This is a genomic window from Nonomuraea sp. 3N208, assembly GCF_052245935.1.
Taxonomy (GTDB): domain Bacteria; phylum Actinomycetota; class Actinomycetes; order Streptosporangiales; family Streptosporangiaceae; genus Nonomuraea.
Genome location: NZ_JBQQBR010000019.1, coordinates 155857 through 178930, shown reverse-complemented (window position 1 = coordinate 178930; position 23074 = coordinate 155857). Strand labels below are relative to the sequence as shown.

The following is a 23074-nucleotide window of genomic DNA, read 5'->3' as shown; positions in this document are numbered from 1 at the left end:
TAACCCGCCTGTCCGTCGTCCCCGGTGTCAGCATCACGCGGACGACGCGCTCGCGGCTGGAATCGCCGGGCCGGCAGCGCGCCTGTCGTACGTGGGTACGGCGTGGCCGCTCAGGCGGGCAACATCGCGACGTTGCGGTCCGCGCCCGAATGCCCGAGGAGCGTTGAGCGGACGGGCGGCCGTGACGACGGCGGGCGGCGGCCTCCTCGGCCCCGCCGTAAAAGAAATGAAACCCCCGCCCTCGCGCCCGGACGCGGTCAGGGCGCAGGCATCAGGGGGACGGAAAGAAGTCGAAAAGAAGAGAAAAAGAAAATTCAGGCAAGCCGGGTGCGGGCGGCGGCGGAGCGGGCGTCGGTGGGGGGAAGGGCGGCGAGGCGTTCCAGGATCTCGTAATCGTCGCGGCCGTTGGGGGTCTGGGCGTACGCCCACAGGTGCTCGGGAGAGCCGTACCGCAGCAGGCAAGCCCGCACCTGGGCCTCGAGCTCGTCCCGCTCCCGCCGGATCTCCGGGGACTCCGAACGCGGCAACAGCGGCCCCGTGTACGCGCGTGCCAGCGCGGCCGGGTCCTTGGCCGCGAGATGGCGGCGCACGGCGAGGAAGTCGGCCTCGATCGGACAGGCCAGCCGGTACGGCTTCGCGGCGATCGCGTTGCCCAGCTGCGCGCGCAGCCGGTGAATCTCGGCCCTGATCGTCACCGGGTTGCCGTAGTCGCCGTACACGTGGAACGAGAGCTGTTCGGCCGTCAGCCCGTGCTGGTGCAGCGCGAGGAGGGCGAGGATCTCCGCGTGCCGGAGCGACAGCGGTTGCTCACGATCTCCCATCGTGACGAAGGGCGGTCGCTCGCCGAGGAACGAGAGGGCGAGTGCCGGCGGCGTCGCGGTGGGGACGGTACGCAGCAGGTAGCCGTCGGAGAACGACTCCAGCAGCCCGACCGTCCCGTCGCGCAGGATCATGCGCTGCCCGGACACGCGCAGGTGCTCGCCGGGACGGGTGGGGAGGAGGAGGCGATCGCTGGGCGGATCGGGGTCGTCCGCGAGATGGCCGTCCAGCAGCGGAACACGTTCGCCGAGCCGGCCCGCCGGGTCGCCGGAGATGACGCGGCCGGTCGGGGAGAGCAGGACGCCGGGCCGGCCGCGCAGTGACTCGTAGCGGCGGCGCAGGCGGTCGTCGCGTTCGTGCATGTGCAGGGCGAGCTCGCTCTCGGCGAGCTTGGCCGCGGCCCCGACCAGGGCGACGGTGGAGGGGTGGAGGGTGCGGGCGGTGCCGCTGATGTCGACGCAGCCGATGACCCGGTCGGAGTCCGGGTCGATGATCGGCGCGGCGCTGCACGACCAGACGTGCAGCGCCCGCATCAGGTGCTCTTCCGAGTAGACGTGCATCGGGCGGCCCACCGCGAGGGCGGTGCCGATGCCGTTGGTGCCGACGTTGCGTTCCTCCCACTGGTGGCCGTCGGACAGGCCGATCTGGTCGGCGCGGCGCAGGATCGCGGTGCCGCCCTCGCGCCACAGCACCCGGCCATGGGCGTCCGTGACGATCATGACGTGGCCGATCTCGTCGGCCAGGCCGGCGAGAGTCTGCGCGAGAAGGGGCAGCAGAGGCTGCAGGGGATGAGCTTGGCGAATGTCGTCGATGTAGGCCAGGTCGTAGACTAGAGGCGCGCTCGTGATCTCCGGGCTGATCCCCGCCGCCAGCGAGCGGTGCCAGGACGCCTCGATCGGGCGGCGGGGCGCCACTGGCCACGGCCTGCTGGTCATCGCGGCTTCGTACGCGCCGCGCAGGAGGCGGGAATACGCGTCGAGATGGGCGTAACTCATCGGTCACTCCAAGTAGTCAGTTAGTAGCATCCGCCTTACTGTCAAACTTTGCAACCAGTTCTAGTGATTGCAGAGGGTGGTTGAACGAACGCAACCTGTATGCAACGTTGCTCTGGCTAACGTGCTCCCGACGCGTCGGCGTGGTGCGGCCGCTCCGTCGGCGTGATGGCCGGGTCTCGGACACTGGAGGGGGGCCGGGATCCGGCCAGAACACAAAATGAAGGCGGCGAAGCCAACCTGGGTCGGCGGAACATCGGCCCCACGTGGCGCATCAGGCATAAATGCCGGCGCCGGACGGTGGCCGGTGACGAAACAGGGGGACCTCCCCAGTGCATGTCGCGGCCCAAACACCGTAGGCTCGTGGCAGTCAAGAATCGGAGCCACGAGGAGCGCACGACGGTGAACCCAGGGGATGTCAACCTGCAGCAGCTGCTGGAGCAGGCACAGCTCATGCAGCAGCAGCTTGTGAGCGCCCAGCAGGAGCTCAACGACGCGCAGATCGAGGGCTCATCAGGCGGTGGCCTGGTCACGGCCGTCGTCAATGGCTCCGGCGAGCTGCTCGAGCTAAAGATCGATCCGAGCGTCATCGACGCCGGTGACCCGCAGGACACCGCGGACACGATCGCCGACCTGGTGATCGCGGCCGTCCGCGACGCCGTACGCGCGGCCGCCGACCTGCAGCAAGAGAAACTCGGCCCGCTGGCCCAGGGGCTGGGTGGCGGCGGCCTCGGACAGTTGCCAGGGTTCTAGGCATGTACGAAGGGGTCGTCCAGAATCTGATCGACGAGCTGGGGCTGCTGCCCGGCGTCGGTCCCAAGAGCGCGCAGCGGATCGCGTTCCACCTGCTGGCGGCCGATCCGGCCGACGTCAAACGGCTGGCGCACGCGTTGCTGGAGGTCAAGGAGAAGGTCCGCTTCTGCCGGGTTTGCGGCAACGTGGCCTCCGAGGAGCAGTGCCGCATCTGCCGCGACACCCGCCGCGACACGCATGTGATCTGCGTGGTCGAGGAGCCCAAGGACGTCGTGGCGATCGAGAAGACCCGCGAATTCCGCGGCACCTACCACGTGCTCGGCGGCGCGATCAGCCCGATCGACGGCATCGGCCCCGACGACCTGCGCATTCGCGAGCTCATGACGCGCCTGGCCGACGGCCGGGTCACCGAGCTCATCCTCGCCACCGACCCCAACCTCGAGGGCGAGGCGACGGCTACCTACCTCGCCCGTCTGGTCAAGCCGATGGGCATCAAAGTGACACGACTGGCCAGCGGTCTGCCTGTTGGCGGTGACCTCGAATACGCCGACGAGGTGACCTTGGGCCGCGCGTTCGAAGGACGGAGGCTGCTGGATGTCTGACCAGTGGAGCGCGCTGGCGGAAGAGATCTCCGTGCACGCGCAGGACTACGTGGACGGCCTGACCAGGGTCGCCGGCGGCGAGGGCGGCGACGCCATCTGGTCGTTGCTGCTGGTCGAGGTCGCACAGGTGAGCCTGGCCGGCGCCAAGCTCGGGGCGAACAGGGACGTGATCCTCGCCGGCAACAACGAGCCGGCGATGAGCGAGGACCCGGACATCGACGGCGTGCGCACCGCACTGGCCGAGCGGCTCGGGCCCGTCGACGACTACGCCGAGGTGTTCGACCCGTACAAGGACACCGGCGTCACGCCGTACCGGCTGTCCGACGATCTGACCGCGGTCGCCGCCGACCTCATCCACGGCCTGCGCCACTATCACGCCGGCCGCCCCCACGAGGCGCTGTGGTGGTGGCAATACTCCTACTTCAACACCTGGGGCAACCACGCGGGCGCCGCGATGCGGGCGCTGCAGGCGCTTGCCGCGCACTCGCGCCTCGACGTGGCGGAAGAGGCAACCACGGTCTGATGATCGTCCACATGGTGGTATGAACCATCAGGCACATGAGAGGGCCCCAGTAGACTGGCAGCTCACAGTCCAAACCGGGAGACTCTCGTGGCGCTCGTTGTGCAAAAGTACGGTGGTTCGTCCGTCGCCGACGCTTCCTGCATCAAGCGGGTGGCGCAGCGGATCGTCACGACGAAAAAAGCCGGCAACAACGTGGTCGTGATCGTCTCCGCCATGGGCGACACGACGGACGAGCTACTCGACCTGGCCGAGCAGGTGTCGCCGCTGCCGCCGGGACGCGAGCTCGACATGCTGCTGACCTCGGGCGAGCGCATCTCGATGGCCCTGCTGGCGATGGCGATCGCCAACCTGGGCCATGAGGCCCGCTCGTTCACCGGCTCGCAGGCAGGTGTGATCACCGACTCCACGCATGGCAAGGCACGCATCATCGACGTGACGCCGAGCCGTATCCAGGAGGCGATCGACCAGGGCCACATCGCGATCGTGGCCGGGTTCCAGGGTGTCTCGCAGGACACCAAGGACATCACGACCCTGGGCCGCGGCGGCTCCGACACCACGGCGGTGGCGCTGGCGGCCGCCCTCGATGCCGACGTGTGCGAGATCTACACCGACGTGGACGGCATCTTCACCGCCGACCCGCGCATCGTGCCGCCGGCCCGCAAGATCCCCAGGATCTCCTACGACGAGATGATGGAGATGGCCGCCTGCGGCGCCAAGATCCTTCATCTCCGCTGTGTCGAGTACGCGCGCCGGTTCGACCTGCCGATTCACGTGCGCAGCTCGTTCAGCACCAAGGAAGGCACCTGGGTCGTCTCCGACCCTTACACCGAAGACACCGAAGGAACCGAGATGGAGCAGCCGATCATCTCCGGCGTCGCGCACGACCGGAGCGAGGCCAAGATCACTGTTGTCGGGGTCCCCGACAAGGTCGGCGAGGCTGCCTCGATCTTCAAAACGCTGGCCGACGCCGAGATCAACATTGACATGATCGTGCAGAACGTCTCGGCCGCGGCCACCGGCCGCACGGACATCTCCTTCACGCTGCCCACGGCCGACGCGCAGACGGCGCTGACGGCGCTGAAGAAGATCCAGGCCCAGATCGGTTACGAGTCGCTGCTCTTCGACGACCAGATCGGGAAGGTGTCGCTGATCGGCGCGGGCATGCGCTCGCACCCCGGCGTCACGGCGACGTTCTTCGCGGCCCTCGCCGACGCGGGGGTCAACATCGAGATGATCTCCACTTCGGAGATCCGCATCTCTGTGATCGTCGAGCAGGACGCGATCGACGCGGCGGTGGCGGCCGCGCACCGCGCCTTCGATCTCGACGCCGACCAGGTCGAAGCCGTGGTGTATGGAGGTTCTGGACGATGAGTAGGCCTAATCTCGCCCTGATCGGGGCCACCGGAGCCGTGGGCTCCGTCATGCGGGACATTGTCTCGACGCGTGAGGACATCTGGGGCGAGATCCGTCTCGTCGCCTCGCCCCGCTCGGCGGGCAAGGTGCTCCAGGTACGCGGCGAGGACGTCGTCGTGCAGGCGCTGGCACCCGAGGTGTTCGACGGCATCGACATCGCCATCTTCGACGTGCCCGACGAGGTGTCGGCCGTGTGGGTTCCGATCGCGGCCGAGCGCGGTGCGATCGCGATCGACAAGTCCGGCACGTTCCGGATGGACCCGGACGTCCCGCTGGTCGTGCCCGAGGTCAACCCGCTCGACGCGCGCAACCGCCCACGGAGCATCATCTCCACGCCCAACTGCACGACGTTGTCGATGATGGCTGCCATGGGCGCGCTGCACGCCGAGTTCACGCTCACGGAGCTGGTCGTCGCGTCCTACCAGGCGGTGTCGGGCGCCGGCGTGGCCGGCTCGGCCCGGCTCTACGACGAGGTCGAGGCGCTGGCCGGCGACCGCACGATCGGCCAGGCGGCCGGCGACGTCCGCAAGGTGCTGGCCAACAAGCTGCCTGCGGAGTCGCCGTTCCCCGCGCCGATCGCGTTCAACGTGGTGCCGTGGGCCGGATCGCTCAAGGACGACGGCTGGGCTTCCGAGGAGCTCAAGCTCCGCAACGAGTCACGCAAGATCCTCGGCATCCCGGACCTGAAGGTCTCCGCGACCTGCGTACGCGTGCCGGTGGTGACGACGCATTCGCTGGCCGTGCACGCGCGCTTCGAGCGCGAGATCACGGTCGCGGACGCGCACCGGGTTCTCGAGGCGGCGCCGACGGTGGTCCTCATGGACGACCCGGCGAACGGGGTTTACCCGACGCCTCTCGACGTGGTGGGCACCGACCCGACCTACGTGGGCCGGATTCGCCAAGCGATCGACTTCCCCAACACGCTCGACCTGTTCGTGTGCGGTGACAACCTGCGCAAGGGCGCGGCGCTCAACGCGGCGGAGATCGCCGAGCTGGTCGCGACCGAGCTGTAACCCTCAGTGGTGGTGGGCGCCGCGCGTTTCGTGCGGCGTCCACGTTCTTTTTGAAAGCGCCCCTCACCACAAGGCGTTGTCACATGAAGGCGTCCGTCACTTGAAGAGGATGTCCCAGTGGTCGCTCTCGTCGGCGAACGTCGGGCCTGAGCCGGAGCGGTAGAGCGCGGCGCCGTCGCTGCGGGTGCCGACCCTCTCATGGTTCGCGGTGATATAGCGGTCGATGCAGGAGTTGTGGCCGATGTCCAGCTTGTAGCCGTTGCCGTGGCTGAACTGGCCCGGCGCGTGGCCTGCCTCCGTGCCGCCCGTGACCATGATGGGGCAGCCGCTCTGCTGCTTCAGTTCAATGGCGCGCACGATCGTGCCGGTCCGCACCTCGTCGAGAGAGGTGCAGTGGTGCAGGTGCTTGCTCGTGCAGTTGCCGGTGGACCTCGTCCGCAGTCCCGCGCTCTCCAGCCAGCCGGTCGCCGTGCCGTGGGACATGCGCACGGCCGCCTGCCTGGGCAGGGCGCGGTTCAGGTCGATGGTCAGTTGCTTGCGGCCCAGCGGGATGCGCACCACTCCGTTACGCACGGAGCTGCGCAGGGACTTGGCCTTGCTCGCGGCCTTCCGGGTCCGGGTCGCGTCCTCTTGTGTCCGCGTCTGATCGGTCTTCTTCGCGGGTGCCGCCGTAGGTGCCGGAGAGCGCTGCTGCGTCTCCCCCTGGGGCGTGTACGCCTCAGGGGGCTCCTGGGCCGCAGGAGGCCGTTTCTGGCTCTCCTGAGGGCCTCTCATGTCCTGCATGGTCCAGGAGAGGCCGTCGTCGTATGTCGGTTGCCAGTCCTGGACATCCTGAAGATCTCCTGTGGCCCTCATGAGGCGCTGGAGCGTCAAGGTTCCGTTCCGCGGGCCGAGTGCGTCGGAGAGCGCCCCGTTCGTGCCCGGATGTCCGGACCCCGGCGGCCCGTAGCGGAGCTCGGCCTCGTACGGGCTGCTCACCGCCGGCCCCCCATCGGATTGGGTGGCCGCGGAGGCGGCCGAGGCGAGCGCGATTATGGTGGTCTCTATGCCGAAGAGCGCGACTACGGTGAGGCGCACTGTTCCACGTATCCACATGTCGATGCCTTTTCGCGGAAATAGCCCTTCCGCCACAATCGACAATCCCACCATTCACACGAGATAACTCCTGCCCCGGAGGCAACTTTGCCTTGTGACGGTGATCACCGTGCGCCTTCATGACCAACGAGCAGGAAACCAGCGAAATCGGACTGCCGCTGCGGTCCTGACCGGTGTGGCGGTGGATCGTCAGTTTGATGAGCAGGTTTCCTGCTCGAGGGCGCATACCGACGTAAAGTGACGGACGTGTCCCAAACCCGAAACCGCGGATCGGAGAGCACCCGCGAGGTCATCGTCGAGACGGCGTTGCGACTGTTCAGGGAGCGTGGCTTCGACGCGACCACGATGCGCGCCATCGCCGCCGAGGCCGGGGTCTCCGTGGGCAACGCCTATTACTACTTCGACAGCAAGGAGGCGTTGATCCAGGCGTACTACGACCGCGCCCAGGCCGAGCACGAGGAGGCCTGCAGGGAGTTTCTGGCCACCGAGACGTTGTTCGCGGCCCGGCTGAGCGGCGTGTTGCGCGAGTGGGTACGCGTGTCCGAGCCCTACCACGAGTTCGCCGTGAAATTCTTCAAGCACGCGGCCGAGCCCACCAACCCCCTGAGCCCTTTCAGCGCGCAGTCGTCCCCGGCCCGCGAAGCCTCCATCGCCATTTACCGCCAGGTCGTGGAGGGGTCGCGCGACCGCATGAACGCCGAGCTGCGGGAGGAACTGCCCGAGTTGCTCTGGCTGCTGTCCATGGGCATGGTCCTGTTCTGGGTGCACGACACCTCGCCGGGCTGCGCGCGCACGTACCGGCTGATCGAGGTCACGGTGCCGCTGGTGGACCGGCTGGTCGGCCTGTCGCATCTGCCGGGGCTGCGGGGCATCACCAAGGACTTCATCGCGGCGGTCCACGAGTTGCGCGCCTAGGGGGACATACCGAGCGGTTGGTATGGTCGGCCTTAAAGATCTGGAGGCCGTGAATGACGCAGAACTGGGGCATGACGATCCCCTTCTACGACCGCTCCCTGTCGAGGTCCCAGGAACTCATCGCGGAACTGCCGGGGCTCGGCTACACCGACGCGTGGTCGGCCGAGGTCAACGGCGCCGACGGTTTCACGCCGCTGGCCCTGGCCGCCCAGTGGGCGCCGGGGATCAGGCTGGGCAGCGCCATCGTGCCCGTCTCCACCCGTGGCCCGGGCCTGCTCGCCATGTCCGCGGCCACGCTGGCCGACCTGGCGCCCGGGCGGTTCGTGCTGGGCATCGGCGCGTCCTCGCCGGCGATCGTCGAGCGATGGAACGCCGGCGAGTTCACCAAGCCGTACGCGCGTACCCGGGACACGCTCCGATTTCTGAAAGCGGCGCTGGCTGGGGAGAAGGTCTCGGAGGCGTACGAGACGTTCGAGATCAAGGGGTTCAAGCTGGAGCGGGCGCCCAAGGTCCAGCCGAAGATCGTGCTGGCCGCGCTGCGGCCGCGGATGCTCCACCTGGCCGCGGAGGAGGCCGACGGCGCGATCACGAACTGGCTCTCACCCGACGACGTGCGCCGGGTACGCGCCGAGATCGGCCCGGACACCGAGCTGATCGCCCGCCTGTTCGTGTGCGTGAGCGAGGACACCGACAAGGTCCGCGAAATGGCCAGATGGATGCTCGCCAGCTACCTGACCGTCCCCGTGTACGCCGCGTTCCACGATTGGCTGGGCCGGGGCGAGGTGCTACGGCCCATGCACGAGGCGTGGGCGGCCGGCGACCGTCAGGCGGCGCTCAAGGCCATCCCCGACGACGTGGTGGACGCGCTGATCGTGCACGGCGACGCGGCCACCTGCCGGGCCAGGATCCAGCAGTACGTGGACAACGGCCTCGACACTCCCGTCCTCGCCCCCATCCCGGGCGGGGAGATCCCCATCGAGCAGGCTGTACGGGACCTGGCCCCCAAGGAGTAGCACATGCGTGACGTACTGAAGCTGGACGCGGTCGGGCAGGCACTGGCGATCAAGAACGGCCAGGTGTCGGCGCGGGAGCTGGCCGAGGCCGCGATCGCGGCCATCGAGGCCCGCGACGGTGAGCTCAACGCCGTCATCTACCGTCGCTTCGAGCGGGCGCTGGCCGAGCTCGATTCCGTACCGGCGGGTGCCCCGTTCGCGGGCGTGCCGATCCTGCTGAAGGACCTCGGGTGGCGGCAGGCGGGTGAGCCGTACGCCGCAGGATCGAATGTGCGGGACGGTGTCGAGGCAGCCGAGGACGGCTACGGGGTCACGCGGCTGCGCGAGGCCGGGTTCGTGGTGCTCGGGCGGACGAACACACCCGAGTTCGGCAGCACGATCACCACGGAGCCGGTGGCGTTCGGGCCGACGCGGAACCCGTACGATCCGGCGTATTCGGCCGGCGGGTCCAGCGGCGGCTCGGCCGCGGCGGTGGCGGCGGGGATGGTGGCGCTGGCCACCGCCAGCGACGGCGGCGGGTCGATCCGCATCCCAGCGTCCCTGTGCGGGCTGGTGGGGCTCAAGCCGTCGCGCGGCCGGGTGAGTCTGGGGCCGGCCCTGGGGGAGGGCTGGAGCGGCTTCTCGTGCCCGGGTTTCGTCACCAGGACCGTCCGCGACACGGCCGCCGCGCTGGACGTCGTCTCCGGGTTCCACCCGGGCGACCCGTACGAGGCTCCCGCCCTGCCGGGGCCGCTGGCCGCCGAGGTCGGCAGGGACCCGGGGCGGCTGCGGATCGGGTACGTCACCACGCATCCGAGAGGCGACGTGCCCGAGGTGCCCGAGCTGACCGAGGCCGTTACCGGGGCGGCGGCGCTGCTGGAGTCGCTCGGCCACGACGTGGCGCCGGGCGGCCCCGAAGCGCTCGGCGACCGCGACTTCTCCGGGCACTTCGGCACAATCGTGGCCAACAACCTCGCCGCGCAGGTCGCGACTCTGGGTGAGCTCCGCGGCAAGACGGTCGAGCTGGACGAGCTGGAGCCACGTAACGCCGCCATGGTGAGCGTCGCGCGCACGCACAGCGCGGCCGAGCACATCCAGGCCACGCAGTGGATGGACGCCTTCCGCCGCCGCATGGCCGCGTGGTGGAGCGCGGGCCACGACCTGCTGCTGATGCCGTCGCTGGCGGTCGCGCCGTTCCCGCTGGGCTGGATCCCGCCCGATGATCTCAGCCTTGCCTTCGGCAGGACCGGGCACGCCGTGTCGTACACCTCGCCGGTCAACGCGACCGGCCAGCCCGCCATCTCATTGCCGCTGCACAGGACCGCGGCCGGCCTGCCGGTGGGCGTGCAACTCGTGGCGGCGACCGGCCGGGAGGACCTGCTGATCAGGGTGGCGGCGCAGATAGAGCAGGCCAGGCCGTTCGAGCACCCGGCCATGGAACCTCTCGCCTGAGCGACACGTTATGTCGTGAAAAGGCGGGGGTAGGGGGTCCGACATGATGGCGAAGGCAGCACGGGCAGCGGCGGCGTGGCGGACGTACCGCGAAGTGACCAAGCCTGGGTCGCCAGGCCTGATGACCAGGGTGCGGGCGATCCCGCGCCTGATCGGCGCGGTGATGCGCGGACAGTACGCGGGCATGGGCAAGAGCAAGCTCGCGCTGCTGGGCCTCGGCGTGGTCTACATCCTGTCCCCGGTCGACGTCCTGCCCGAATTCCTCCTGGTGATCGGCGTCGCCGACGATTTCGGTGTGTTCCTGTGGCTGCTGGCCTCGCTGCTCGGCGAGAGCGGGCGCTACGTCGAGCACGAGCGCCGCGTCATCCAGGGCAGGCTCGCCGAGCAGGAAGGTTAGATCTCCTCCATCCGCAACCAGGCGCGGGACGGCAGCGGGTGCCCGAACAGCCGGGCCGCGTTGCCGTACGCGACCCTGGCGATGTCGGCGGGCGGTAGCGCGCCGAGGTTGCGGGCCACGGACTTCTGCGTGTCGGGCCAGGTCGAGTCGGAGTGCGGGTAACCGCTCTCCTGCAGCACGTGGTCGAGCCCGACGGCGAGGCGCACCCCCGACAGCGCGTGGTCGTCGAGCGTGCCGAAGAAGAAGTTGCGGCGTAGCACCTCGCTGGGCTTGAGCCCGCCGTCCCAGGACGCCTCACCGGCGACCGGGTGGTCGAGGGCGTAGTCGGCGCGCTCGGCCAGCATCGGCAGCCAGCCCACGCCGCCCTCCACGATGAGGATGCGCAGCGAGGGGAAACGCAGCGGGACGCCCGACCAGAGCCAGTCGGCGCAGGCGAACATGGCGCTGGTGGGCATCAGCGTGGTGATCGCCTCGATGGGCGTGTCCGGCGACGGCACAGGAGACCAGGACGAGTCGCCGGTGTGCAGGCACACCACGGTGCCGGTCTCCTCGCAGGCGGCGAAGAACGGGTCCCAGTGGCCGGTGTGGATCGACGGCAACCGCAGGCGGGTCGGGAACTCGGGGAAGACGACGGCCTTGAAACCCCGCGCGGCGTTGGCCCTGATCTCCTTGGCCGCCACGTCGGGATCGGGCAGCCACGGCAGTTGCAGGCCGATGATCCGCTCGGGATAGGTGCCCGCCCAGACGTCGATGTGCCAGTCGTTCCACGCCCTGACGAGGGCGAGGCCGAGCTCCTGGTCGCGGGTCCTGGCGAACGGCATGCCGGACTGTCCGGCCAGCATGCCGGGGAAGCACAGCGCCGCCCAGATGCCGGCCACGTCCATGTCGTTGATGCGGGCCTCGATGTCGTGGCAGCCGGGGCGCATCTGCTCGAACCTCACCGGGTCCAGCGTCCACTGCTCGCGGGGCAGCCCGGCGCCGACGTCGATCCCGGCGCACGGGTAGGTGGCCCCGCCGTAGCGCCAGACCTGGTGACCCGCCTCCGTCTCCACGACCTTGGGCGCGACCTCGGCATATTTCTCCGGCAGCCTGCCCTCGAAGAGGTCAGGAGGCTCGATCAAGTGATCGTCGGCGGAGATGATCACGTAGTCGCGCCGCCTCGGGTCAGGGTCGGGAAGCAGCGGCGTAGTCACGCACGTAACCGTACGACGAGCGGATAACGTCGAACAAGCTGCGACGTATCCGTTGGATATCCGAGTGGCGGCACCCGGGACCGCCGGGAGGGGGAATGCGGGCGATCCCGGGCGTTGAGGGTCCGCTGAGAGAGGGTGCTGCTCATGCGAACCCCGGCACCCCCTACCCCTCCGATGTTCCTTCAGTCAGGAGATGCTCGCGTAGGTCGCTGATCGCGGCGTGGGAGACCTGGAGGACCTGGGTGACGTACGCCTCCACGGAGCCGTGCCGGCTCGCCAGATCAGCCAGGAACAAGCGCATGGTCTCGGCGGGCGCCAGCCCGAATCCCGGCCACAGGGGCGCGTCGGGACGCCGCTTGCGCCAGTCGGCGATGAAACGTTCGGTGGCCAGGCCGGTGAGCGCATAGTCCGCCACGATGTCGTCCTCGTCCACGCCGGCCAGCGACAGGACCAGCGCGGCCAGCACGCCGGTGCGGTCCTTGCCCGCCGCACAATGAATCACCACAGGCGCGTTGTCCGACTTCGCGATCGTCTCCAAGGCCGTCCTGAGGTTCTCGACGCCGTCCTCGGTCACCTCCAGATACCGGTCGGCCAGGTATCGGGCGACGTCGATCACCTCGCGGTAGGGGGTCGTATCCCAGCGGCGGCCCTCGATGGGCAGATTGTGGTAGCTCTGCCCCTCGGTCTCGGGCACCCGTCCGGCCTTCTCGACCTCGAACGGGTGCCGCAGGTCGATGACGGTACGCACGCGCAGCGCGCGGAAGGCCTGGAGATCATCCCCGGCCAGCCAGCCCAGGGAATCGGCACGGTAGAGCCGCTGCCACTGGACGGTGCGGCCGTCATTGGTGGCATATCCACCCACGTCACGGAAATTGCAGAGATTGCTGAATTCAATGTGGCGGATCACCCCCACCACCTTACGTGGCAGGCGTTCCCGCCTCCTGGGCCGGCGACGCCTCGCCGGACCGCTCCTTGACTCGGCGCTCGGCGAGCTCACGCCGGATGAGCAGGATCCATCCGCCGATCGCGATCCCGATGAACAACCACCACTGCACCCCGTACGCCAGGTTCAGCCCGCCTCCGGAGCCCACGTCGGGCTCGGGCACCGGCGCGGGCGCCGGGGAGGTCGCGGGCTGCTGTGCGGTCAATTCCACGTACCCGCCCACCAGCCGGTATGGCAGCCCTTTCCCGATCTTGTCGGCGTTGATCAGCAGCACCTGGCCGGGCGGCAGCCCGGGCAGATCACGGATCCCGCTGGACTTCTCGGTCTCGCTGAGCCGTAGCCGCCCGGTGACAGTTACCTGACCGGTGGGCGGAGGGGGCACGTCGGGCGGGGTGTCGGCGGTTGCGCCCGCCTGGACCCAGCCTCTGTTTATGAGGACGGCCGCGCCGTTGCCCGTGACGAGCGGAGTCAGGACGTAGAAGCCGTTGCGGCCCTCCTGGGGGCGGCGGCGTACCACGAGGGCGTGGGACGGGTCGTACGTGCCGGCGGCGGTCACGGACCTGAACCGGTCTGTCTCCTCGACCTGCTGCCCGGGCGCCGCGAGCCGCTCCAGCGGCACCGGGGCGGCCTCGATGTTGGCGGTGACCCGCTCGCTGTTGGCGGACCGCTCCTCGAAACGCCCGAACTGCCACCGCCCGAGGAACACGAAGGCGGGGATGACCAGCAGCACCACTAGGTGCAGCGCCAGCCATCGGGGCGTCAGAAGGAACCGGTACACGCTTTCAAGGTTAGGCACCGGCACCGGTGCCCCTGTACGCGCCTTGCCTGCTTAGGCGCTCTGCGTCCATGGTCGCGCTTGCAAGGGGCTCCGCTGGTCACGCAAGCTGCCGCTCTCCGCCCCAGGCTCGCCGCTCAGGCGCTCGGCGCCAGCCCCGGGCACCGGGCTCACCTCGCGCGGCCCGGCGACCTCATGGCCCTCGGCGCAGCGGAAATGCTGCTCGATGGGGGCGCCGCAGTCGCGGTGCGTGAGTAGCACGGGCGGGCCCTCCTCGTCGGCCAGGTATTTGTCGCCCCAGTGCATGAGCGCGACCAGCAGCGGATAGAGATCGCGACCTTTCTCGGTGAGCCGGTATTCGTCGCGCTGCCGCTGCCCGGGCTCCTGGTAGGGCACCTTGCGGAGCAGGCCCTCGTCGACCAGCCGGGCCAGGCGCGCGCTGAGCACCTGGCGGGGGGCGCCCGTGATGGCCTGCATGTCGGCGAACCTTCGCACGCCGCTGAACGCCTCGCGTAGCACCAGGAAGGTCCACTTCTCCCCGACGATGTCCAGGGTGCGCTCGATCGAGCAGTTGTTCACCCGGAAGGGAACGTTCATTTTTGCATTATACCTGAGTTCAATTGACAGACTCAGATCGAGCGGGCAGGCTGAGTCTATGCATGGAACTCAGATCCGGCCGGCTCGTCCAGACGACGAGGAACGGATCAGACGCTTCCTGACCGGGTTGTCGCTGCACACCCAGACGCTGCGGTTCTTCACCGGCATCACCACGCCGGCCACCGGTCTCGTGCGCAAGCTGATCGCGGTGGACGAGCGCAGGGACGCGCTCGTGGCGACCATCGACGGGGATGAGATCGTCGGCCACGCCATGAGCTACAAGGGCGACTGCGCCGACGTGGAGATCGCGGTGGTGGTGACCGATCAGTGGCAGGGGTTCGGGCTCGGGCCGAGGCTGATCCAGACGCTGCTGCTCAGGGCCGCCGTACGGGGTGCGAGAACCGTCGGCATGGACGTGATGGGGGAGAACCGGCGGGTGCTGAGGCTCATCCGCAGGTTGTGGCCGGAGGCCGAGATGAAGGTCACTTCCGGATCGGTTGAGGTGACCGCTATGATTGATCAAGCCGCATTATTTGCGGAACAAGGTTCTGGTGCCACACCATTGACAGTGTGAAGAGTGTCAAGAACGGACGCGACGGCCGGACCCGCATCATCGAGGGTGCCCTTCGCCGTTTCAGCCAGGACGGGGTGTCGGCCACGACGCTGGCCAGCCTCCGCGAGGAGAGTGGCGTAAGCGTCGGCAGCTTCTACCACCACTTCGCCAGCAAAGAACATGTCTTCGGCGTGCTGTACGGCGAGATCCTCACCGCCTACCAGGGCGCCTTCCTCGCCGAGCTGGTCAGCCACCAGGAGGCGCGCGACGGTATCGAGGCCGTCGTGGCCTTCCATATGCGGTGGGCGGGAGAGCACCCGGAGCGGGCCCGGCTCCTGATCAGCGAGCGGCCGCCGCGCAAGCAGGAGCCGGGCGGGGCCGAGGTGGCCGAGCAGCGGCGGACGTTCTTCCGCCAGGTCTCTGACTGGTGGCGGCCGCACATGAAGAACGGCCTGCTCCAGCCCGTCCACCCGACCATGTGCTACGTGCTGTGGCTGGGGCCTGCGCAGGAGATGTGCCGGCTGTGGTTCGCCGGTGCGCACACGCCGACGGAGGAGGAGATCAAGGGCCTGGGCGAGGCCGCCTGGCACAGCCTCCGCCAGCGTCCGGAGTAACATGCGCGCGTCCGGGGCCCAATGCCCTAGCCGGCATCGGAGGGGTGCCGGCGGCGGCGACGCGCGCACCCGACGGGGATGGCCGGACCAGTGCGGGGAGCGATGATCTGAGTACGGTCTGTGGTGTTATTGTCCTCAATGTGAGACGACCTCGGGCGCTCGTACTGCCCGCCTTGCCGGAGCGCGCGCTCGCCCGCCTGGGCGAGGTGACCGATCTGATCGAGGTTCCCGCACGCCCGAGCCTCGGTTTCACTGATGAGCAACTGGCCGATCTGGTCGTCGAGACCGGTGCGACCGTGCTCGTCACCGACGGGGACCAGGTCCGCGCGTCGGTGCTCAGCCTGCAGTTGGACGTCGTGGCCGTCATGGGCCTGCCCACGAGCGTCGACCTGGCCCTGGCCGCCGAGTACGGCGTCAGCGTGTTGCACGCCCGCGACCGCGACCCCGATGCGATCGCCGAGCTGACGCTGGCGCTGATGTTCGCGGTCAGCAGGCACATCGTGACGGCCGACAGAGAGGTACGCCGTGGGCGCGTCTACCGGAGCAAGGTGCCGCCGGCGCAGCGCCACCGCGGCCGCCGGCTCACCGGCAGGACGCTCGGCATCGTCGGGCTCGGGCGCGTCGGCAGGGCGATGCGCTGGCGCTGCGAGGGCCTCGGGATGCGGGTGATCGCGTGCGATCCGCACGTGCCCGAGGCCACCCACACGCTGCCCGCGCTTTTGGCGGAGGCGGACGTGGTGTCGCTGCACGTGCCGCTCACCGCCGAGACGAGGGGCCTGTTCGGGTACGCCGAATTCCGCGCGATGCGGCCGGGGGCGATCTACCTCAACACCTCGCGTGGCGCGCTGCACGACCTGACGGCGCTGGTCGACGCGTTGCGCTGGGGTCAAGTGGGCGGCGCGGGGCTGGACCACTTCGAAGGCGAGTGGCTCGACCCGTCACATCCTCTGATCGGCCTGCCGAACGTGGTGCTGACGCCCCGCCTGGGCGAGGCGACGGGGGAGACCAGGGAGGAGCTGGCGGAGGCTCTGGTGGCGGACATCACCCGGCTGTTGCGCGGAGAGGACCCCGAGCCCGCCGCTGCGCCCGCATAGCCCCTGTTCGATCAGGTGGGCACGCTTGCCCAGCCTCAGTCCGGTCAAGCGGGTTGCCGGATGCGCGTGGGCACGCGCCAGCTGGCTCGGTCGAGTGAGATGTCCAGGCGCAGATCCCAGCGCTGCCTGCGCAGGCCGGGCACGCGGACCCGGTCGTGCACGGCGAACCTGCCACGGTGCGGATAGCCGAACCCCAGCTCCCCGGGCAACACCCGCAGATCGTCGCGGTTCCCGCAGCGTGGGCACGTCCACGAGACCAGGTCCAAGCCGCGGTTGTAGTCGGAGCATGCGCTGAAGTACTCGTCAGGCCCGAACCGGGACTCGCAGGCCAAGCAAGGGATCAGCATGGGGTCCACTCCTCGGGGTGACGTGCTGGCATCCATAGAGATACCGCGCCCCACTTGTGCCCCGCTTGCAGAACGCTTGGCGACGTAAGTAACAGTATGGGCACTGAGCGGAGCGGCGAGCCTGGGGCGGAGAGCGGCAGCTTGCGTGACCAGCGGAGCCCCGTGCGAGCGCGACCATGAGCACAGTGCGGCGAGCCTGGGGCGGAGAGCGGCAGCTTGCGTAACCAGCGGAGCCCCGTGCGAGCGCGAATCGGTTCAGTATCGGATCATGCGGGGGCGCCCGTGGTGAAAAGATGGACTTGTGGAACGACTGCGCCATCATCTCCTGGAGACCGGCTACACCATCGACGGCGTACGCGATCGACTAGGGAGCATGGCCGCGTCGGCCCTGGCCCGCGAGGAGCTGGTCCCGGCCCTACGCGCGACCGCGGACGGTGACCCGCTGGCGACGTTGATCAGGTTGTGGTGGCTGGGCGTCCCCGTCCCCGCCGCGGACGTGGTGCCGGAGGTCCTCGACTCCGGGCTGGTCACGGCCGACGGCGACCAGGTCCGCGCGAACGTCCACCTCCAGCCCTGGGAGACCGGCGGCTACCTGGTCTCCGACCGCAAGGTGCGGCCCGGCGACCCCGCGCTGCGTCCCGACCACGTCGTGGGCGCCGGCGGAGCGTCGGCGAACCTGGCGCAGCTGGTCACCCGCCGCCCGGTCCAGCGTGCGCTCGATCTGGGCACCGGGTGCGGCGTGCAGGTGCTGCACCTGGCTGGGAGGGCGGAGGAGATCGTGGCCACCGATCTCAACCCGCGAGCCCTGGAGCTGGCCAGGCTGAGCTGGGCGTTGTCCGGCGTCGAGGGTGTGCGGACGCGGGCGGGCTCGATGTACGAGCCGATCGAGGACGAGGGATTCGACCTGATCGTGAGCAACCCGCCGTTCGTCATCGCTCCCGCGCTGGAGCGGACGCTGACCTATCGTGAGTCGGGCGCCGACGGCGACGGCTTCTGCCGCGACCTCGTACGCCGGACGCCCCGCCACCTCAATCCCGGCGGCCAGGCCCACTTCCTGGCCAACTGGCTGCACGTCGAGGGCGAGGACTGGCACGACCGGGTGGGCGGCTGGTTGCGCGAGACCGGCTGCGACGCCTGGGTCGTCCAGAGGGACGTGCAGGATCCGGCCGAATACGTCGAGCTGTGGCTCAGGGACGCGGCCGAGCAGGGCACGGCACGCTACGCGGAGCTGTACGACCGCTGGCTGGCCTGGTTCGACGAGCGCAAGGTCGAGGGCATCGGCTTCGGCTGGATCACCATGCGCAACTCCGGCACGCTCGACCCGGTCGTCCGCGTCGAGCATCTTGCCCACCAGGTCGTGCTCCCGGTCGGCGACTACGTGGACTCCGTGCTCGACTCGATCGCCACCGCGCACCGGGCCAGGGGGCTCGACGCCGCGCGGCTGCGTACCGTCGACGGCCTGCTCGACGAGCGGATCGGGTTGCCGGGCGCGGAGGACCCGATCCGCATCGTGCTGCGTCAGACGCAGGGGTTGCGGCGCAGCCGGGAGGTCGGCACGGTGGAGGCCGCGCTGGCCGGCGTGTGCGACGGCGAGCTGGCGCTCGGCCCGCTGCTCAACGTCATCGCCGAGCTGGTGGGTGACGGCGAGATCGCCGATTCCGACGCGGTCCGGCCCCTCATCGCCGAGGGTTACTTCGTGCTTTAATCCGCCGTTGATTAGACGTTGACCCCTTGGGTGGAGGCTCTTGTCAGGACACGGACCTGGGGGGTTCGAGGGCCGTGTCAGGTCCGGCCGGTCGTCTGTGTGAGGCGGCTAGCCGCCACGCGGAGCATCCGGATAACCGGGCCCCCTAGCGACGCGTGGTGGTGAAGATGACCGGCCGGGCTGAATCGTTTGGCGCCGATCACGAGCGCCATCGTGACTCCCTAAGGACAGTCTTGATCAACCATGTGTGGATGACACGTCTGGACGATGAGCTGTACTCAGGACTCGACGACCTTCCCGGCGGGGTCGGGGATGTTGTCGAGCAGCACTTTGAGATCCCCGGCCTCCGGAGCGCCGAGCCTGGAGAAGATCTCGAAGGCCTGCCGTAGGCAGTCCGAGCTCCTCGTCACGCTGCCGAGGCCGCGTAGCGCCTTGCCCAGCACGGTCAGCGAGAGCGCCTCGCCGTAGGGGTGGCCGATCTCGCGGGAGACCACCAGAGCCTGCTCCGCGTGGCGTACGGCGTCGGAGTGACGCTCGGCCGCGATGAACGTCTCGGCCAGCCGGGAGCACACGCGCTGCTCCCAGACGCGCTGCTTGCTGGCCCGGAAGAAGGCCAGGCACTCGGCGTGGTGGTGCACGGCCTCGGTGAGCCGGCCGACCCGGGACAGGACGATGCCGAGGTGGTAGCGGGCCCGGGCGGTGCCGGCGCCGCTGCCGATCTCGGTGAAGATGGCCAGGCCCTTCTCCGCCGCCGCGATGGCGTCCTCGGCCTGCCCCAGGCCCAGGTGGTCACGGGCCGAATAGCTGAGGACCAGGGCCTCGCCGGCCGGCACGCCGTTCTCGCGGTAGAAGCCCATCGCCGCGTCGAACAGCGCCAGGGCCTCGGTGTGGCGGCGCTGCCTGCCGACGACGACGGCCAGGGCATTGAGCACCTCGCCCATGACGATCTTCTCGCCCCGCTCGGCCGACAACTTGTGTACGCGCCTGAACTGCTCCTCGGCCTCCCGCAGCCGGTTGCCGGCGAACAGGACCCGGCCCAGCACGTAGCGGGCGCGCAGTTCGCCCGCCTGATCGCCGATGCTCTGCGCGGTGGCCAGCACAGCGCGGGTGCCCTGGTCGAACTCGCGCGTGTGGGTGCCGGACTCGAGCAGCGGCTCCATCGCGACCAGCAGGTCGGCGGCCGGCAGCAGCTGCTCTCCGGTACGCGCGGCCGCGGCGGCCTGGTTGATGGCCGCGAACAACGAGTCGCCCTCGGAGATCAGCCACGCCACGGCCTCGTCGGCGGAGTCGAACGCCCGCCCGCTGCCGACCACCACCAGGTTGGCCGGGATCATGCTGCCCTCGTACGCCAGCCGGTGCGCGGACTGGGCCGAGGCCAGGTAGAAGCCGAGCAGCCGGCGCAGCGCCAGGGCACGGGCCTGGGGCGGCTCGCTCTTGTCGAGCTCGCGGCGGGCGAACAGCTTGAGCAGGCCGTGGAAGCGGTAGCGGCCGGGCGCGGGCGCCTCCAGCAGGCTCGCGTCCACGAGCGACTCCAGCACTTCCTCGGCCTCGAACGCACTCATGGCCAACACGGCCGCCGCGGCCCCGCAGGAGATACCAGGTCCGTTGGGCAGCGACAGCAGGCGGAACGCCCGCGCCGCGCGGGATCCCATCTGCCCATACCCCAGCGCGAACGTAGCCTCCACGGCCAGGTTGCCCACCCGCATCTCGTCCAGGCGGCGCTGCTCGTCGGCCAGCCTGGGCACCAGCGAGGCGACCGTCCACGACGGGCGCGCGGCCAGCCTGGCGGCCACGATCCGCACGGCCAGCGGCAGGAAGCCGCAGGCGGCCACCACGTCCATGGCCGCGCCGTGCTCGGCCGCCACCCGCTCGGGCCCGGCCACCGCCGCGAACAGCGACAGCGCCTCGTCCGGCTCCATCACGTCCAGGTCGATGAGCCTGGCCGACGGCAGGTCGGCCAGCTTGCCGCGGCTGGTCACGATGGCCGCGCACCCGGGCGAGCCCGGCAGCAGCGAGGCGACCTGCCGGGCGTCACGGGCATTGTCCAGCAGCACGAGGATGCGGCGGTCGGCCAGGATCGACCGGAACAGGGCCGACCGCTCCGCGAGCCCGTCGGGGATCACGTCCGGCGGGATGCCGAGCGCACGCAGGAACCCGCCCAGTGCCGACTCGGGCGCGGTCGCCTCGTCGGTATAGCCCTGTAGATCGGCATAGAGCTGGCCGTCGGGGAACAGGTCGTCCGCCGCGTGCGCCACGTGCACGGCCAGCGTGGTCTTGCCGACACCGCCGATGCCGGAGATCGCTGCGACCGGTACGCCCTCGGCTGAAGGCGACTGGGCCGACAGCAGCGAGCGCAGGCGTCCGGCCAGCTCCCTTCGGCCGGTGAAGTCGTTGACGGCGGCGGGCAGCTGGGCAGGCCGGGGCAGCTCGTGAGCGTGCGGCGGTTCCTCCTCGGCGGCGGGCTCGCCCTGCTGCCGGCGCTGGGGCGCCTCGGCGGGGACCGGCGCGGCGGCCAGCGCCGGGTCGGCGGCCAGGATGCGCTGGTGCAGCGCCGTCAGCTCGGGCCCCGGCTCGATGCCGAGCTCGTCGATCAGCGCCTCGCGCGTCTCGGTGAAGACGTTGAGCGCGTCGCCCTGCCGCCCGCACCGGTAGAGGGCCAGCATGAGCTGGGCCCGCAGCCGCTCGCGCAGCGGGTGGTCGGCGGTCAGCGCGATCAGCTCGGAGACGATCTTCGCGTGGTTGCCCAGCTCCAGGTCCATGTCCATGAGCGTCTCGACGACGCTGATGCGCCGCTCGATCAGCCGGTCGCGCTGGTGCTCGGCGTACGGTCCCACGGCGCCGGCCAGCGGCTCGCCCTCGAACAACGCGAGCGCGGCCCGCAGCCCGTCGGCGGCCTCGGCTAACCGGCCGCTCTTGCGCGCGGTCTCGGCGCCGGCGATGCCGCGCTCGAACCTGGTCAGGTCCAGCCCGTCCTCGGGCAGCCGCAGCGCGTAGCCCCGGCCTATGGAGGTCAGCAGCTCCGGCCGGGAGCGGGCCGGCCGCTCCGGCTCCAGCACCGTACGCAGCCTGGAGACGTAGGTGCGGAGCGCTCCCAGGGCGCGTGGCGGCGCGTCCTCGCCCCAGACCGCGTCGATCATCTCGTTGGGTGTGACCGCGCGGCCTTCCCGCAGGAGCAGCATGCCGAGAATGGAACGCTGCAGCGGGGTGCCCAGGTCGAGTTCCTGGCCATCACGCCACGCGCGGACAGGACCGAGCACGGCGAACCGCAGCCCGCCCTCAATGCTCTGACCAGCCATGCCGTCTGTCTCCAAGCCAATGGAACGATTTGTTACCAAATGATAGGTCTATCCTTGCCCGTCACCTAGATCCAGGTTGATCGTTAACCGAGCTGTTGATCCGCCTTTAATCAGGTGTTGAGCGCGCCCCTGGATGCTGATCGTGTCGGCTAGGCATGACGCACCGCGGGGGCGTGTCATGTAGAGCGAATGTAGGCAGCGAAAAATACCGGCCCCGCCCAAGAAATTGGGGCGGGGCCGTGGTGGACGGGTTCTCAGGCTGCCTCGACCAGTCCCAGCCGCATGGCCAGACGCTCCCGTACGAGCGGCCATTCGGAGTTCAGGATCGAGTAGAACGCGGTATCTCGGACCGTGTTGTCGGCGCCTCGGCTTTCCGCTCGCCGCACCCCGTCGAAGTGTGCGCCGAGGGCCTCGATGGCGGCCCGGGATCTGGTGTTACGTACGTCTGCCTTCAGAGTGATGCGGTGGACGTTCCATGTCTCGAAGGCGTGCGAGAGCATCAGGAACTTGCTCTCCCGGTTGACCCCCGTGCCCTGGGCGCAGGCGCCCAGCCAGGTGTAACCGATGTCGGCCACGGACGGGATCTCGCCCACCGCACTGCGTGCACCCGGAGGCCATGGCATGGGGCCCTGCCAGTACTCCAGGTGCATGAGACGGGTGGCACCGACCACGCGGTCGGTGTTCAGCCACCGGATGGCGAAGGGCAATGTGCGGCCCTCCGCCTGCTCAGCCATAGCGGCCTCCACGTAGGAGGCCATCTCGTCCCGGCCATTCGGGACACGAGTGAAGGCGTATGTGGAACGGTCTTCACCCGCCGCCGCGACAAGGTCATCGACCGCCGCGAGGCTGAGAGGTTCCAGGCGCACGGAGCGCCCGGACAGGGTGACAAGAGCGGGCATGTGCACATGATGGGGGGTGCGCACGGTGCACGTAACCATGCAGTTAGGAAGATCTTTTGCAGGTTTCTGCAGACAGGGTGTTTCTGCAGGTC

The 23074-nt window shown here is 69.6% G+C and carries 22 protein-coding genes; 13 read left to right on the top strand and 9 right to left on the bottom strand.

Translation table 11 applies throughout. From position 1 onward, the window contains the following. Positions 1 to 314: 314 nt before the first annotated feature. Positions 315 to 1814, bottom strand: coding sequence for a GAF domain-containing protein (locus ACTWPT_RS28450; protein WP_443180532.1), 1500 nt, complete (start codon positions 1812 to 1814; stop codon positions 315 to 317). Between the two features lie 399 nt (positions 1815 to 2213). Between ACTWPT_RS28450 and ACTWPT_RS28445 the strand changes: the two genes are divergently transcribed. The 5 genes from ACTWPT_RS28445 to ACTWPT_RS28425 all read left to right on the top strand — a co-directional run bounded on the left by ACTWPT_RS28445 (position 2214) and on the right by ACTWPT_RS28425 (position 6115). Next, positions 2214 to 2564: a YbaB/EbfC family nucleoid-associated protein gene (locus tag ACTWPT_RS28445; protein ID WP_127937722.1), complete on the top strand. Its 351-nt coding sequence runs from the start codon at positions 2214 to 2216 to the stop codon at positions 2562 to 2564. Positions 2565 to 2566: 2 nt separating this feature from the next. Next, positions 2567 to 3166, top strand: a complete 600-nt coding sequence (recR, locus tag ACTWPT_RS28440; RefSeq protein ID WP_443180531.1) for a recombination mediator RecR — start codon at positions 2567 to 2569, stop codon at positions 3164 to 3166. Continuing rightward, on the top strand, positions 3159 to 3689 hold the full coding sequence (locus ACTWPT_RS28435; RefSeq protein WP_443180530.1) for a DUF5063 domain-containing protein: 531 nt from the start codon (positions 3159 to 3161) through the stop codon (positions 3687 to 3689). Before recR ends, ACTWPT_RS28435 begins: the two co-directional genes overlap by 8 nt. An 87-nt stretch (positions 3690 to 3776) precedes the next feature. Then, the gene (locus ACTWPT_RS28430; protein WP_443180529.1) at positions 3777 to 5060 is read left to right on the top strand and encodes an aspartate kinase; all 1284 of its coding nucleotides are present in this window, start codon (positions 3777 to 3779) and stop codon (positions 5058 to 5060) included. Then, entirely contained in the window at positions 5057 to 6115 is a 1059-nt protein-coding gene (locus ACTWPT_RS28425) for an aspartate-semialdehyde dehydrogenase (protein WP_443180528.1), read from the top strand. The genes ACTWPT_RS28430 and ACTWPT_RS28425 overlap by 4 nt, the downstream gene beginning before the upstream one ends. 96 nt (positions 6116 to 6211) lie before the next feature. Here ACTWPT_RS28425 and ACTWPT_RS28420 read toward each other — a convergent pair whose 3' ends face one another. Continuing rightward, positions 6212 to 7192: a hypothetical protein gene (locus ACTWPT_RS28420; protein WP_443180527.1), complete on the bottom strand. Its 981-nt coding sequence runs from the start codon at positions 7190 to 7192 to the stop codon at positions 6212 to 6214. Between the two features lie 264 nt (positions 7193 to 7456). On the opposite strand from ACTWPT_RS28420, the gene ACTWPT_RS28415 reads away from it, so the two are divergent. From ACTWPT_RS28415 to ACTWPT_RS28400, 4 genes are read left to right on the top strand one after another with little or no spacing between them, the layout of a single operon-like run. Beyond that, positions 7457 to 8125 carry a TetR family transcriptional regulator gene (locus ACTWPT_RS28415; RefSeq protein ID WP_443180526.1) on the top strand — a complete coding sequence of 223 codons (669 nt, stop codon included), beginning with the start codon at positions 7457 to 7459 and terminating at the stop codon, positions 8123 to 8125. Positions 8126 to 8178: 53 nt separating this feature from the next. After that, positions 8179 to 9138, top strand: coding sequence for an LLM class F420-dependent oxidoreductase (locus ACTWPT_RS28410; protein WP_443180525.1), 960 nt, complete (start codon positions 8179 to 8181; stop codon positions 9136 to 9138). Positions 9139 to 9141: 3 nt separating this feature from the next. Further along, entirely contained in the window at positions 9142 to 10569 is a 1428-nt protein-coding gene (locus tag ACTWPT_RS28405; protein ID WP_443180524.1) for an amidase, read from the top strand. Positions 10570 to 10612: 43 nt separating this feature from the next. Beyond that, positions 10613 to 10966 carry a YkvA family protein gene (locus tag ACTWPT_RS28400; RefSeq protein WP_443180523.1) on the top strand — a complete coding sequence of 118 codons (354 nt, stop codon included), beginning with the start codon at positions 10613 to 10615 and terminating at the stop codon, positions 10964 to 10966. Here the strand turns inward: ACTWPT_RS28400 and ACTWPT_RS28395 are convergent. The 4 genes from ACTWPT_RS28395 to ACTWPT_RS28380 all read right to left on the bottom strand — a co-directional run bounded on the left by ACTWPT_RS28395 (position 10963) and on the right by ACTWPT_RS28380 (position 14474). After that, complete coding sequence (locus ACTWPT_RS28395) at positions 10963 to 12159, bottom strand: amidohydrolase family protein (protein WP_443180522.1); 1197 nt, start codon at positions 12157 to 12159, stop codon at positions 10963 to 10965. The genes ACTWPT_RS28400 and ACTWPT_RS28395 overlap by 4 nt on opposite strands. A gap of 163 nt (positions 12160 to 12322) precedes the next feature. Next, on the bottom strand, positions 12323 to 13066 hold the full coding sequence (locus tag ACTWPT_RS28390) for a tyrosine-protein phosphatase (RefSeq protein WP_443180521.1): 744 nt from the start codon (positions 13064 to 13066) through the stop codon (positions 12323 to 12325). A 10-nt stretch (positions 13067 to 13076) separates the two neighbouring features. Continuing rightward, a complete protein-coding gene (locus ACTWPT_RS28385; RefSeq protein WP_443180520.1) occupies positions 13077 to 13880 on the bottom strand; it encodes an SURF1 family cytochrome oxidase biogenesis protein in 804 nt (267 codons plus the stop codon). A gap of 51 nt (positions 13881 to 13931) precedes the next feature. Further along, on the bottom strand, positions 13932 to 14474 hold the full coding sequence (locus tag ACTWPT_RS28380; RefSeq protein WP_443180519.1) for a winged helix-turn-helix transcriptional regulator: 543 nt from the start codon (positions 14472 to 14474) through the stop codon (positions 13932 to 13934). Here ACTWPT_RS28380 and ACTWPT_RS28375 point away from each other — a divergent pair. The 3 genes from ACTWPT_RS28375 (at position 14431) to ACTWPT_RS28365 (ending at position 16735) form a co-directional block, all read left to right on the top strand. Next, a complete protein-coding gene (locus tag ACTWPT_RS28375) occupies positions 14431 to 15048 on the top strand; it encodes a GNAT family N-acetyltransferase (protein ID WP_443180518.1) in 618 nt (205 codons plus the stop codon). The genes ACTWPT_RS28380 and ACTWPT_RS28375 overlap by 44 nt on opposite strands. Beyond that, positions 15045 to 15641 (top strand): TetR/AcrR family transcriptional regulator, encoded by a 597-nt coding sequence (locus tag ACTWPT_RS28370; protein WP_443180517.1) that lies wholly within the window; start codon positions 15045 to 15047, stop codon positions 15639 to 15641. The genes ACTWPT_RS28375 and ACTWPT_RS28370 overlap by 4 nt, the downstream gene beginning before the upstream one ends. Before the next feature lie 140 nt (positions 15642 to 15781). Further along, a complete protein-coding gene (locus ACTWPT_RS28365; RefSeq protein ID WP_443180516.1) occupies positions 15782 to 16735 on the top strand; it encodes a 2-hydroxyacid dehydrogenase in 954 nt (317 codons plus the stop codon). 44 nt (positions 16736 to 16779) lie between these two features. Here the strand turns inward: ACTWPT_RS28365 and ACTWPT_RS28360 are convergent, their stop codons facing one another. After that, a complete protein-coding gene (locus tag ACTWPT_RS28360) occupies positions 16780 to 17082 on the bottom strand; it encodes a hypothetical protein (protein WP_443180515.1) in 303 nt (100 codons plus the stop codon). 301 nt (positions 17083 to 17383) lie between these two features. Between ACTWPT_RS28360 and ACTWPT_RS28355 the strand changes: the two genes are divergently transcribed. Beyond that, a complete protein-coding gene (locus ACTWPT_RS28355) occupies positions 17384 to 18787 on the top strand; it encodes a DUF7059 domain-containing protein (protein ID WP_443180514.1) in 1404 nt (467 codons plus the stop codon). 278 nt (positions 18788 to 19065) lie between these two features. Here the strand turns inward: ACTWPT_RS28355 and ACTWPT_RS28350 are convergent, their stop codons facing one another. Next, on the bottom strand, positions 19066 to 22083 hold the full coding sequence (locus ACTWPT_RS28350) for an AfsR/SARP family transcriptional regulator (RefSeq protein ID WP_443180513.1): 3018 nt from the start codon (positions 22081 to 22083) through the stop codon (positions 19066 to 19068). Positions 22084 to 22337: 254 nt separating this feature from the next. Next, positions 22338 to 22982, bottom strand: a complete 645-nt coding sequence (locus ACTWPT_RS28345) for a GNAT family N-acetyltransferase (protein WP_443180512.1) — start codon at positions 22980 to 22982, stop codon at positions 22338 to 22340. Positions 22983 to 23074: the final 92 nt, after the last annotated feature.